Annotated in this window: 9 protein-coding genes and 1 pseudogene; 2 read left to right on the forward strand and 8 right to left on the reverse strand. The window is 66.8% G+C overall.

Translation table 11 applies throughout. The features are described 5' to 3' along the window. Positions 1-73: 73 nt before the first annotated feature. The 6 genes and pseudogenes from Q0588_RS09910 to Q0588_RS09935 all read right to left on the reverse strand — a co-directional run bounded on the left by Q0588_RS09910 (position 74) and on the right by Q0588_RS09935 (position 5,734). Positions 74-760, reverse strand: coding sequence for an OmpW family outer membrane protein (locus tag Q0588_RS09910; protein WP_298745792.1), 687 nt, complete (start codon positions 758-760; stop codon positions 74-76). 68 nt (positions 761-828) lie between these two features. Further along, a complete protein-coding gene (locus tag Q0588_RS09915) occupies positions 829-2,517 on the reverse strand; it encodes a choline dehydrogenase (protein WP_298745793.1) in 1,689 nt (562 codons plus the stop codon). 31 nt (positions 2,518-2,548) lie between these two features. After that, positions 2,549-4,003 (reverse strand): aldehyde dehydrogenase family protein, encoded by a 1,455-nt coding sequence (locus Q0588_RS09920; protein WP_298745794.1) that lies wholly within the window; start codon positions 4,001-4,003, stop codon positions 2,549-2,551. Between the two features lie 63 nt (positions 4,004-4,066). Beyond that, positions 4,067-4,210, reverse strand: a complete 144-nt coding sequence (locus Q0588_RS09925; RefSeq protein WP_298745799.1) for a rubredoxin — start codon at positions 4,208-4,210, stop codon at positions 4,067-4,069. Positions 4,211-4,315: 105 nt separating this feature from the next. Beyond that, a pseudogene (locus Q0588_RS09930) lies at positions 4,316-4,447 on the reverse strand (rubredoxin); the annotation flags it as partial. Positions 4,448-4,606: 159 nt separating this feature from the next. Further along, a complete protein-coding gene (locus Q0588_RS09935; protein ID WP_298745800.1) occupies positions 4,607-5,734 on the reverse strand; it encodes an alkane 1-monooxygenase in 1,128 nt (375 codons plus the stop codon). A gap of 310 nt (positions 5,735-6,044) precedes the next feature. Between Q0588_RS09935 and Q0588_RS09940 the strand changes: the two genes are divergently transcribed. After that, on the forward strand, positions 6,045-7,274 hold the full coding sequence (locus Q0588_RS09940) for an FAD-dependent oxidoreductase (RefSeq protein WP_298745795.1): 1,230 nt from the start codon (positions 6,045-6,047) through the stop codon (positions 7,272-7,274). 253 nt (positions 7,275-7,527) lie between these two features. After that, positions 7,528-10,260, forward strand: a complete 2,733-nt coding sequence (locus Q0588_RS09945; RefSeq protein WP_298745796.1) for a LuxR C-terminal-related transcriptional regulator — start codon at positions 7,528-7,530, stop codon at positions 10,258-10,260. Positions 10,261-10,350: 90 nt separating this feature from the next. Here Q0588_RS09945 and Q0588_RS09950 read toward each other — a convergent pair whose 3' ends face one another. Beyond that, positions 10,351-10,545 (reverse strand): hypothetical protein, encoded by a 195-nt coding sequence (locus Q0588_RS09950; RefSeq protein ID WP_298745797.1) that lies wholly within the window; start codon positions 10,543-10,545, stop codon positions 10,351-10,353. Positions 10,546-10,598: 53 nt separating this feature from the next. Beyond that, positions 10,599-12,041, reverse strand: a complete 1,443-nt coding sequence (locus Q0588_RS09955) for an aldehyde dehydrogenase family protein (RefSeq protein WP_298745798.1) — start codon at positions 12,039-12,041, stop codon at positions 10,599-10,601. Positions 12,042-12,545 lie beyond the last annotated feature (504 nt).

Below are 12,545 nucleotides of genomic sequence, written 5' to 3' on the forward strand. Positions count from 1 at the left end.
GTGCTCCTTGTGATGAACCAGCTTTCGTCGGGCCCAGCGAGCAGAAGGCGCGTCAACTCAAGCGACGATTGCTCTAGAACCGGTAGGCCAGTCCCACATTCGCCAGGATCGGCTTGATGTCCAGGGTCGCCCGCACCGGCGCGCCCCCCAGCGATCCGGACGCGTCCGTCGAAAAGGGAACGTAGCGGACGTCGGCGTTCAGCATCCAGGCCGGATTGAGGTCGTAGCGAACGCCGGCCTGGACCGCCGGGGCCCAGCTGTCCTCGATGTCGAAACCGGTCAGCGCCTTGTCGCTCTTGTTCAGGAAGACGATTCGTCCGACGCCCAGCCCGAGATAGGGATGGACCGGGCCGAGGCCGTTGAAATGGTACTGGGCCGACAGGATCACTGGACCGAAGTCGACCTCGGCCAGGGTTCCGAGGGGCGCGATGGAGCCGGCGGCGTCGATTTCCGCGGTCGGCGGCACCCCCAGAAACAGATTCCCCGCGATGTTGGGCGTGAAGAAATATCCGACATCGACGGTCACCGAGCTCACATCGTCGATGCTGACCTCGGCGCCGGGGACGGGCCCGCCGCCCAGGGTGAGGTCCGCCGCCTCCTCGTCCACGAAGACCTGGGTCGCATTCACGCTGACGGCCCACCGCCGGAAATCGCCCGCATCCTGGGCCGAAGCGGCCTGGGCCGAGACCATGCTGAAGGCGGCGACCGCCGCGGCGAATTGCGAAAGCCCTATGGATATGGATTTGCCATTCTGACTCATGGAACTGTCCTCCCTGGTGGGCCGTCCCTGTTGGCGGGATCGGCCCTTGTTGATGGTTTGCGGTGACTTCAGGCGTCGGCCGCGCGCCTGTCCCGCGCGGCTCCGGTTCCGTCTCTTTTCGGCGGCGGGCTCACGGGGCGGCTCCCGGAAGCGTCGGAGGCCAGTCTCGTCTTGCCGAGAATGAGTTCCGCGGCCCGTTCCGCGATCATCATCGTCGGGGCGTTGGTGTTGCCGGCCACCAGGGTGGGCATGATGGAGGCGTCCACGACCCGCAGGCCCTGCACCCCGCGCACGCGGAGCGCCGGATCGACGACCGAGCCCGCGTCACGCCCCATCCGGCAGGTTCCCACGGGATGGTAGATCGTCTCGGCCCGCCGCCGGATGTCCGCCACGATGTCCGCGTCGGTCTGGACCGCCGCCCCCGGAACCAGTTCGGTCCTGGAATAGGCCGCCATCGAGGGCGCCGACAGGATTCGCCGCCCCAGCTTCACCGCCGCGACCATGGTCTGGATGTCTTCCGGGGCGGACAGGTAGCGCGGGTCGATCAGCGGGTCGTCGAGCGGATCGGAGCTTTTCAGCCCGATCCTTCCCCGGCTCCTGGGCAGCAGATCGCAGACGTGCAGGGTGTAGCCGTATCCGAACGCGAGTTCCCGGCCATGGTCCTTCAACAGGGTCGGCAGGAAGTGGAACTGGATGTTCGGCCGCGGCCGGTCGGGCGAACTTTTCATGAAGCCGCCGGATTCCGCCACATTGCTCGTCAGGAAGCCCCGGCCCAGGAAGGCGTATGAAAGAATCCCCGCCAGGGCCCGCGGAATGAACGACAAGGCGACGCCGATCGGCGTGCGGTCCCTGGATTCATGCATGATCGTGATGTCGAGGTGATCCTGCAGATTTTTTCCGACCTCGGGATTGTCGACGACCACCGGAATGCCGTGGGCTTTCAACTCGGCGGCGTCGCCGATGCCCGACAGCAACAGCAGATGGGGCGAATTGACCGCCCCGCCCGACAGGATGACCTCCCCGCCGTTGGTGCGCACATCGGCCAGCCTGCCCCCGGCCGAATAGGTCACCCCGACCGCCCTGCGGCCCTCCAGGATGACCCGGGTCGCCCGCGCGCCCGTAAGGATGGTCAGGTTCGGGCGGCCCTTGGCCCTGGAAAGAAAGGCGCGCGCGGAGCTCCAGCGCCGGCCCCGGCGCTGCGTAACCTGATAACGGCCGACGCCGGCCTGGGTTTTTCCATTGAAGTCCGCGATGTGCGGGAGCTGGATCTCCTGTCCGGCTTCGACGAAGGCCCCGCTCAGGGGGTTGAAGGTTCGCAGGTCGCTGACGTGAAGCTCGCCGTCGCCGCCATGAAACTCGTCGTTCCCGAACCTTTCATTGGCCTCCATCCGCTTGAACAGCGGAAGCACATTCTCGTACGACCAGATCGGGTCGGCCGCCTCGGCCCAGCCATCGTAGTCATCCCGATGGCCGCGGATATACACCATGGCGTTGATCGAACTGGACCCGCCGAGCGTCTTGCCTCGCGGCCAGAACAGCCGGCGATTGTCGAGCGCGGCCTGGGGTTCGGTGTCAAAGGCCCAGTTGAGCGTCTTGCTCTTCGAAAGAAGGGCGATGCCGATGGGCATGTGGATCAACGCGCTGCGATCCGGCGGACCCGCCTCGAGCAGGCAGACGCGGGTCTTCGGATCTGCCGACAGACGTTCGGCCAGCAGGCATCCGGCGGATCCCGCTCCCACAATGATATAGTCAAACATGACCTTCCCCCCTCTGATGCATTGGTTTCCTTTATCCGAGAATACGGACGGTCAGCTCTATGAGTTGTTTTACCCGTGCCGTGTAGGGCGGGAAGAGAAGTTCCAATATCGAAAACTTGTCTTTCAATATTGATCGCTCGTGAGAAAAGGCCTTGAAACCGTAGAATCCATGAGCCGATCCGATTCCACTGTTGTTTACACCACCAAACGGCAGGTTTGGGTGTAGGAAATGGACAACGTTGTGGTTGACACAGACGCCGCCTGAACTGGTTCCGTCGATGATACGGTCCTGGACGGCGTTGTCGTTGCCGTAGATGTAGATGGCGAGGGGTTTTGGGCCAGCGTTGATCGCATCTACGACGTCGTCGATATCGCCATATTCTATGATGGGAAGGACCGGACCGAATATCTCCTCCTCGGAAATCGCCATCTGAGGCGTGATTCCGCTGATGATGGTCGGCGAGAAGTAGTTCTGGCCTGGATCTCGAACCCCGCCTTCCAGGACGACGGCGCCGCGCGATGTCGCATCGTCGGTCAGGGCGCTCAGACGTTCGAAATGCCGCCGATTGACGATCCGGCAGTAGTCCGGACCGTTCTTCTGCTGGCTGGCCGTCTGCCCGTAGACCCGCCTGATCTCGCGGCGAAGCGCGTCGACCAGGGCCGGGGCCCGGTCGCGAGCGACATAGACATGATCCGGAGCGATGCAGGTCTGGCCATTGTTCGCGAACTTGCCCCAGACGATCTTGCGGGCCGCGTGCGCGATATTCGCCGTCGAATCGACGATGGTCGGAGACTTGCCCCCCAGTTCGAGCGTCACGGACGCCAGATGTTTCGCCGCGGCCGCCATGACGATCTTGCCGACCTGGGGGCTGCCGGTGAAGAAGATGTGATCGAAGGGCAGATCCAGCAGCGCCTGTGAAACCTGGGCGTCGCCTTCGCAGACGGCGACGAGATCGCTGGGAAAGGTCTCCTCGACGATGTCCCCGATCAGGGCCGACGTCGCCGGCGTCAGTTCGGAGGGCTTGATGATGGCGGTGTTTCCGGCCGCCAGGGCCGAGACCAGGGGTCCGAAACTGAGATTGACCGGATAGTTCCAGGGGGAAATTATCAGGCAGACGCCCTTGGCCTGGTAGCGGACCTCGGCGGCGGTGCCGAACATCCCCAGCGAGGCGTGAACCCGGTGCGGCCTCAGCCAGGATCGGAGGTGGCGCCGGGCATGGGATATTTCCTGATAGACCGGAAAGAGTTCGGTCAGACGCACTTCGGATTCGGGCTTCCGGAAATCCGCGTGGAGGGCGTCGATGATGTCGCGTTCCCGACGTTTCATCGTCGCCTTCAGTCGCGACAGCATGGCCAGCCGCGCCTTCAGCGTGAATTTCGCCCGGTTCTCGACGGCCGCCCGGCGCTGGGATGCGAACAGGGACTCGACCGACCCTTCGACGCCAGGATGAACCGGCGCCGGGCCGGTGACTGCACGAACGCTCATTCGGCCCTCCCCAAGGAATTCGCCTGGTCGCCAGGCCGGAAGGCGATCCTCCGCCCCGATAGATTATCCATAAGGTTCATATGCTTCCTTGGTCGCGCCGCAGTCCGGGCAATACCAGTCGGCGGGGACATCCGCCCAACGGGTGCCGGGCGCCACGCCCGTGTCGGGGTCGCCGAAGGCCTCGTCATAGATGTGGCCGCAGGTCACGCAGTGCCATTTCGCGAACGGCGCCTCTCCGGCCGCCGGCGCCGCCGCCGCCGCCCGGCCGCCGGCGTCATCGGACCCCAGCAGAACGAAGTCGGGCTTGTCGCGCACCGCACAGTCCGGGCAGGCCCAGTCGTCGGGAATTTTCGACCAGGGCGTATTCGGCGGGAAGCCCTCGTGGGCCTCGCCCCTGGCCTCGTCATAGACGTATCTGCAATCGGGGCACTGGTATCTCGCCATGGAGTCCTGATTCCTTCACCTGCTCATTGGTTGTGTGTTGTTCGCGCGAGGCCCCGCCGGCGACCGACCGCATTCCCGGTCGCCGGCATCGGTGTCCCCCCCGGCGAGACCCCGCCCGGGGCCTTCCGGTATTCCGCGGATTTCAGGGTGGGGTGGCCCTTACGCCCGGACCCGTTCGCGCGGGGTCGCGCCGAATTTCCGGAGGATCCGTCTCCGGCTCGCGCCGTCGATCTGGATCTTGCCGAGGTCGCCGTCGGCCCACTCCACCACGCGGCGGTCCATGACGGATCGGAACAGGGGCGGGATCATCGCTATGAAGAACATGCCGGGATAGCCGGTCGGCAACTCGGGCAGGCCAGGGAAATCCCGGAGCGACTGGTATCTGCGGGTCGGATGGGCGTGGTGATCGGAATGCCTTTGGAGATGGAACAGGATCAGATTCGAGGCGATGTGATTGCTGTTCCAGGAATGTCGGGGCTGGGCGCGCTCATAGCGCCCGTCCGCCGTCTTCTCGCGCAGCAGACCATAGTGTTCGATATAGTTGGCGCTGGTCAGCTGCCACCAGCCGAAGGCCATCTGAATGGGCAGGAACACCAGGAGCTTCGGATCGGGTCCGAACACCAGCACCAGGGATGTGTAGAGCGCGATGGTGATCAGCAGGGGCTGGATGATTTCGTTCTCGAGGCTCCAGACGCTCTTGCCGGCCCGGCCCAGCCGCACCTTTTCCAACTCCCACGCGCGGCTGAAGGCGCCGGGGATTTCGCGCAGCGAGAACTTGTAGATGTTCTCGCCCATCCGGGATGTGGCGGGATCCTCGGGCGTCGCCACGTCGCGATGGTGACCCTTGTTGTGCTCGATGAAGAAATGGCCATAGCCGACCACGGCCAGAACGATCTTGGCCATCCAGCGCTCGAAGGCGGCCTTCTTGTGGCCCAGTTCATGACCGGTGTTCAGCGCCAGGCCGTTGACGATGCCCAGGGACAGGGCGAGCACCACGATCTCCCACCAGGCCATCGGCTGGGTCGCCACCCACCACACCGAGACGATGAGCGAGGCATAGTGCACGGGCACGGTGAGATAGGTCAGAATCCGGTAGTACCGATCCGCCTCAAGCCGCGCCATGGCCGCATCCGGGGGATTGTTGGGGTCGTTGCCGAACAGCACGTCCAGGAGCGGGATCACCCCGTACCAGATGATCATGGTCAGGGCGTAGAAGACGCTCCAGCCCGTCAGGTTGACGAGATAGAGGCCGATCATCGGCGCCGCCGGCCAGACGACCGACAGCATCCACAAATACCGCTTTCGATCGATGTATCGAGCAGAACCCAGATCCGGGGTCGAAATTTGCGCCATGCTGGTCATTGTCGCCTCTTTTCCTCCATTACGGACGCGCTGTGCCGCGTTCTATATAATTTCCGACCATTCGCGACCGGAACTGTTGCATTGTTTTTTCATATCGCCCCCTCAATGGCTCGTCCTGCAACCCTACTAAAGTGTGGTTCTTTTCCGGGCCGGGGGTCTTATCTGAAAGGGATCGCCAACCGGCCCGGGTTCGGATTGTCCATACGACGGTCGTCTGTCTTCGAGAGGGGCTTCCATGAGCCGGCCGGACGCACATGTTCTGATCCTGGGAGCGGGCCATGCGGGGGGAACGGCGGCCGCCCTGCTGCGCCAGTACGGCCATGCGGGACCCATCACCCTCGTGGGCGAGGAGCCCGTCGCCCCGTATCAGCGTCCGCCCCTTTCCAAGGCCTGGCTCACGGACGGACCCGAGGCCGTTTCGCTCGACCTGAAGCCTCCGGGCTTTTATGCCGGACATGACATCGACTTCCGTTGCGGCGTCCGCGCGGAAGCCTTGGCGCGCGAATCCAGGGCGGCGACGCTTTCGACCGGCGAGGTGCTGACCTACGACGTCCTCATCATCGCCACGGGCGCGCGGGCCATCAAATTACCGGTCGCGGGGGCGGATTTGCGGGGCCTGGTCGAGCTGCGCACGGTCGCCGACGCGAGACGGCTCAGGGCGGCCATCGGCCCCGGTCTGAGGCTGGCCGTGATCGGCGGCGGCTATATCGGTCTGGAAGTCGCGGCGTCGGCGCGCGCGCTCGGCGCGGAGGTGGTGGTGATCGAACGCGAGCCGCGGCTGCTCGCCCGGGTCGCCGGCCCGGAGCTTTCCACCTTCTTCCTCGACTACCACGGCAAAAGGGGCGTCGGCTTCGAACTGGGGGCGACCGTGGCCGGCTTCGAGGGGCGGGACGGACGCGTCGCCGGCGTCAGGCTCGACGACGGCCGCACGATCGCCTGCGACGCCGCCCTGATCGGCGTCGGCGCCACGCCCAATGAGGAGATTGCGCGGGACGCCGGCCTGGACACCGCCCGCGGCGTCACCGTCGACCTGGAAGCCCGCACCGCGGACCCGGCGGTCTTCGCCATCGGCGACGTGGCCCGCCGGCCGATGCCCATCTATGATCGCATGTTCCGCATGGAGAGCGTGCCCAATGCGATCGAACAGGCCAGACAGGCCGCCAGCGCCATCGTCGGCCGCGCCCCCCCGCCGGGCGAGGCGCCATGGCAGTGGTCGGACCAGTACGATCTGAAGCTGCAGATCGCCGGCTATGCCTTCGACGTCGATCGCGTCCTTCTTCGCGGCGATCCCGCCACCGCCCGATTCGCCATATTCCACCTGAAGGGCGACCGGATTCAATCCGTCGAGGCGATCAACTCGCCGCAGGAATTCGTGATCGGCAGGCAGCTGATCGCCAGTCGACGGGCCGTCGATGTTGAAAAGCTCGCGGACCCGACGACAACCATGAAGGAGTTAGCCGCCTGATACGGCCGGGCGGGGCGCCGGAACCGCGCCTTCCGCAAAGGTTCGGGTTTTCCGGATCGCCCGGATGTTCCAACGACTGCCAAGGAGGAAACGACCATGAAGACCGGGTTGATTCTCGGCGCCGGCGGTCTGGCCGGTCCGCTCGCCTCCCCGGCCACGGCCGGCGACAACGTCGGCGAGGCCGGTGATCATGGCGCGGCCTTTTCGGGGAGGCGGAGGCGGACCGGCGTCCGCCGGGACCGGAGGCGCCGGCATGGATGACGGCGAGCGGGCCCATCCGTCCGTGACCGGGGCGCGGCCCCCGGCCGGCGGCCCTCGTCCCCGCCAGCGCGTGTCGACGGCGGCTTCGGTCGAGGACAGGCTGGCGCCTCTCGTCTCGGGATGTCTCGCGCGCCCTCGCCTTTTCGCCGCCGGACACGAGACGACGCGTTGCCGTCTGCTGCGCGCCCCGCCGGGCTACGGCAAGAGCGTGGCCATGGCCCAGCGCTGGCTGGACCATCGTCGCGGCCGCGGGCCGGCGGCCTGGGTTTCCATCCGGGATTGCCGCGGCGACCTGCGGACCGTCGCGGAACGGCTCGGCGCGCAACTTTCCCCGTGCGCCGCCGCCGGCCAGGCTGCGCCGCCCGTCCGGGTCCGGGACCGGCCCTCCAGCCTGGATGAACTCGCCGATCGGCTCTGGGAGACCAGGGACCCGTCCGGACCGGGGGTCCTCATCTGTTTCGACGACATCGAATTCGATCCGCGGTCCATGGACCCGATCGAGGACTTCATGCTGGCCGCGCCGGCCGAAACCCGGTTCGTCGCCGCGACCGCGGCGGACGCCGGCTTCGCGCGGATGAAGGCCCGCCATGAGATCCAGGAACTGAGGGCCGGGGCGCTGGCCTTCACCCTGGACGAGGCCAAGGCGATCGCCAACGCCGGGCCGGCCGCTCGTCTCACGGAATCCGAGGCTGACGCCCTGTGGAGGCGGACGCAGGGTTGGCCGGCGATATTCCAGCTTCTGGTTCAGGCGGCGGCGGACAGCCGATCTGCTTCGGACCGGTTGGTGATCGATCGGATCACGGGACGGGATTCCGATCTCTGTAAGTATTTCAGCGGAGATTTTTTGAAATCTCTTGACGGCGACCTTCTGGAATTCTGCATCGACGCCTCGATTCTGGGAGATGTCTCGGCGGAATATTTCAACTATGTGTTCGACAGAACCGATGCCGCCGCCTGCATCGAAAAACTTTCCGTCGGACGGATGCTGTTACAGCCCGTGGACCGGACGCAGAGCGCATACAGGTTCCATCCTTTGCTCCGTGAGTTTCTCGAACACAGATTTTCCATCCAGCACGGCGACGCGATTTCGAAGCTCCTGGCCCGCGCCGCCGGGTGGCAGAGACAAAACCGCAACAGCCGCGAGAGCATCAGCATGTCCCTGCGCGCGGGCGAGACCGACTCCGCCGCCGAGGTGGCGTCCGAGAACATGATGGATATCGCCCTGCGGCAGGGCGAGATCGATCAGATCCAATCCTGGCAAGGCAGTTTCTCCGCCGCGGTCGTGGCCGGGACCCCGACAATCGCCCTCGGCCTGGCCTGGGCCCAGATCTTCAGCCACGATCACAAGCGGGCGACCGGCCTGTTGGCCGATTTGCGCGCCGTCGATCTCGCCGCCTTCGATCGGCACACGGCCCGGCAGATGGAATGCTGGCGCGATCTGATCGCCGCCATCGGCGAGGCGACCAGTGACGATTTCATCGAAAGCCGGCGCCAATGCGAAGCCTGGCTCGAATCCTACCGCGATGCGGATCTGGTCTGCAAAGGCGCCATCCTCACCTGCCTTTGCTTCATCGCCACCAGCGAACACCGGTTCGATGATCAAAGAGCCCTGTGGATCGAGGCTTCGTCGGTCAACAACATCTCCCATCACCGCTATGCCCTGGGCTGGCTCCACAGCGCGACGATTTTCGCGGCGCTTTCCCGGGGCGACATGTATGCGGCCGCCGATCTGCTCGCACAGGCCCGCGACGACGACAACGCCCGGATCGACTCCACGCCGTTTTCGGCCAGCCTTCTGAATACGCTGGAATTCGAACTCGGATACGAGACCGGCCGCCCGGACGGCATCGAAACGCGCGTCGATGAAATCCTCGATTTCGCCCGCCGGCACGGCGTGGTCGACTTTACCTTCTCCGCCTATCGCACCGCCGCGGCGATCGCCCGGCGCAACGGCGATCTGAACGCCGCCATGGCGCTGCTCCAGGACATGCGGGCGACGGCGGCGGAATTCGGCTTCGCGCGACTCGACGCGCTCGCGCGGCTGGAACTCGCCGATCTGTTGGCCGCCGCGAATCCGGAGGGGGCGACCGCCCTTCTGCCCGGCCGCAACGACCCCGTCTTTCTCTCGTCCCACGGTCCCTATCTCCGGGCGCGGCGATCGCTGACGGAGGCTCGCATCGCGGTGCGGCAGGAAAGATTCCACCTCGCCGGCCGTCTGGCCAACGCCGCCTTGGGCCACGCGCGACGGTCCGGACTGGGCCGGCTGGAGATTTCCGCCCTGCTCTGCGGCGCGGCGGCTTACGCGGCGACGGAGAGGGAGGTCGTCGCCGGCCAACGCGCGACGGACGCCGTCCAGATCGCCTCCCGGCTGGGGTGTCGTCGCACGCTGCTCGATGAGCGACGGGCTCTCGAGGCCCTGGGGCCGATCGCGGCGCCCCTGCTCGATCTCATCCCGGACGAGGGAGAACTTGGCCGAGCGGAAACCCGGCCGGGCGACCGCCGCCCTCGCTTGCCCGGAGGCCCGGACCTTGTCGTTCTTACGAGAAAAGAACTGACGATATTACAGAAAATAAGAGAAGGTTGCTCAAATCGGGAGATTTCACTCACGCATCGCATAAGCGAAGACACTGTCAAATGGCATGTGAGAAACATATTCATGAAACTCAATGTCAAAAACAGAGTACAGGCTATTCTGAAGGCCGAACAGACAGGCGTGTTATATTAGACGGCGCGGACAAAGCACCTGATCCGTGGTCGGATGGTTGCGACGAGGGATGAAGCCCCCGGGCTTCCGCGAAGCCTGACCGGCGTCCGGCTAGAGCCAGGACTTCTGGTGGAAGTCCGCCGGGTCGCGGCGCCGCACGATGCGGTCGATGTCCTCGAACGCCTCGTTCTCGGTCAGGTCGCCGGCCCGGGCGCGCCGGATGACGAGTTCGACGTCGCTGAGGTCGTCGCCCCCGCTCCGTTCGGGAGCCGCGCCCTTGCGGGTGACCGGGTCTGCAGTGCCCATGACAGTCTCCTTTCCCGTTCAACGCCGCGTTCGCCGACGGGTTCACGCCGGACTCAGCCGGCGGAGTAGGAGGTCTTGGTCCGGGTGAAGAATTCGACCGCGGCGAAGCCCTGTTCGCGCGGGCCGTAGCTGGACGCCTTGGCCCCGCCGAAGGGCACGTGATAGTCGACCCCGGCGGTGGGCAGGTTGACCATGGTCATCCCCGCCATCGCCCGCCGCTGGAAGTCGCGGGCGTGTTTCAGGGAGCTGGTGACGAGGCCGGCGGACAGGCCGAACTCGACCCCGTTGGCGATCTCCAGCGCCGCCTCGTAGTCCCTGACCCGGATGGTCGAGGCGACCGGGCCGAAGACCTCCTCGTTGTTGATGCGGCTGCCGGCGTCGGTGTCGGCGATCAGGGTCGGCTGCACGTACCAGCCCGGCGTCTCGAGCTGCAGCCGGCCGCCGCCGGCGACGACGCGGCCGCCCTCGGCGCGGGCGATGTCGATGTAGCGGTAGGAGGTCTCGCGCTGATCCTCGCTGACGGCCGGGCCGATCTGGGTGTCGGGGTCGAGGGCCGGGCCGACGCGCAGGGCGGCGACCCTCTCGGCCAGGGCCGCGACGAAGCGGTCATGGACGCCGTCCTGGACGATCAGCCGGCTGGAGGCGGTGCAGCGCTGGCCGGTGGCGTAGTAGCAGCCGTCCAGCGCGATCATCACCGCCCGGTCGAGATCGGCGTCGTCGAGCACGATCAGCGGATTCTTGCCGCCCATCTCCAGCTGCACCCGCGCCTGGCGCCGGACCGCCCCCGCGGCCACGCCGGCGCCGACGCCCTGGGAGCCGGTGAAGGAGATCCCGGCCACGTCGGGGTGGTCGACGAGGGCCTGGCCGACGCCGCCGCGCCCGATCACCAGGTTGAGCACCCCGTTCGGCAGGCCGGCCTCGTGCAGGACGGCGACCAGGGCCTCGGCCGTGGCCGGCGTCGGCCCGGCCGGCTTGATCACCACCGTATTGCCGAAGGCCAGGGCCGGGGCCGCCTTCCACGCCGGAATGGCGATGGGGAAGTTCCACGGCGTGATCAGGCCGAACACGCCGACGGCCTGTCGATAGGTCTGGATCTCCACCCCGGGCCGCACCGAGGCCAGGTTGCGGCCGTGGACCCGCAGCGCCTCCCCGGCGAAATATTTGAGGATGCGGCCGGCGCGGACGGTCTCGCCGATCCCCTCGGCCAGGGTCTTGCCCTCTTCGCGCGACAACAGCCGGCCCAGCGCCTCGCGGCGCTCCATGACCAGGGTTCCGGCCCGGTCGAGGATGTCCGAGCGAACCTCCGGCGAGGCCTCCGACCAGGCCGGGAAGGCCGCCTTGGCCGCGCCGACGGCGGCGTCCGCCTCGTCCGCCCCGCCGTCGGGGATGCGGGCCACCAGGTCGCGCGTGTCGGACGGGTTCAGGCTCTCCGACGGCCGGTCGGCCGCCACCCTCTCGCCGCCGATCCAGTGGGACAGTTCGATGGTCTCGGTCATGGCCGCTCCTCCCGCTCGGGCCCGCTCCAGATAGCGGGGGCGCGACGGGAATGCACGAGCCGCGCGAGCGGCCGGACCTCAGATGTAGGGAATGGCCCCGTAGGTCCCATAGTGGTCGAACAGCCGCGTCCGCCAGGCGTCGCCGGCCCCGAGCGATTCCAGCGGGCGGCGCCGCCTCGAGCGCCGCCTTGTCGAGCGGCGCCACACAGCCGTTCCGCCCGACGTCGAATTCGAGCATCGACCACGGCGCCGGATGGACGCGCTCGCCGACGCCGAGAAAGCCGCCGAACGACATCACCGCACAGATCACCTGGCCCGAGACCCCGCCAGCCGCCTCGGCCTGGATCAGAATAACCTATCGAGGCTCCACAGCCAGTGCTGGTTGTGGAGGCTGCTCGGCTCGGTGACGTGGCTCAGGGTGGCGGCGGCGCGTCAGAGGGGCGGCGGCCGCGGCGCTTCGGCGGCCTCGACCGGGGCGGTCGCGGCCGGGCCGCCGCCGGATTC

Source organism: uncultured Brevundimonas sp., assembly GCF_937870815.1.
Taxonomy (GTDB): Bacteria; Pseudomonadota; Alphaproteobacteria; order Caulobacterales; family Caulobacteraceae; genus Brevundimonas.

Bases quoted from the DNA above. Each gene is read 5' to 3' on its own strand.
- Q0588_RS09910 (WP_298745792.1), bottom strand. From the start codon at position 760: ATGAGTCAGAATGGCAAATCCATATCCATAGGGCTTTCGCAATTCGCC.
- Q0588_RS09915 (WP_298745793.1), bottom strand. From the start codon at position 2,517: ATGTTTGACTATATCATTGTGGGAGCGGGATCCGCCGGATGCCTGCTG.
- Q0588_RS09920 (WP_298745794.1), bottom strand. From the start codon at position 4,003: ATGAGCGTTCGTGCAGTCACCGGCCCGGCGCCGGTTCATCCTGGCGTC.
- Q0588_RS09935 (WP_298745800.1), bottom strand. From the start codon at position 5,734: ATGCTGTCGGTCGTCTGGCCGGCGGCGCCGATGATCGGCCTCTATCTC.
- Q0588_RS09940 (WP_298745795.1), top strand. From the start codon at position 6,045: ATGAGCCGGCCGGACGCACATGTTCTGATCCTGGGAGCGGGCCATGCG.
- Q0588_RS09945 (WP_298745796.1), top strand. From the start codon at position 7,528: ATGGATGACGGCGAGCGGGCCCATCCGTCCGTGACCGGGGCGCGGCCC.
- Q0588_RS09950 (WP_298745797.1), bottom strand. From the start codon at position 10,545: ATGGGCACTGCAGACCCGGTCACCCGCAAGGGCGCGGCTCCCGAACGG.
- Q0588_RS09955 (WP_298745798.1), bottom strand. From the start codon at position 12,041: ATGACCGAGACCATCGAACTGTCCCACTGGATCGGCGGCGAGAGGGTG.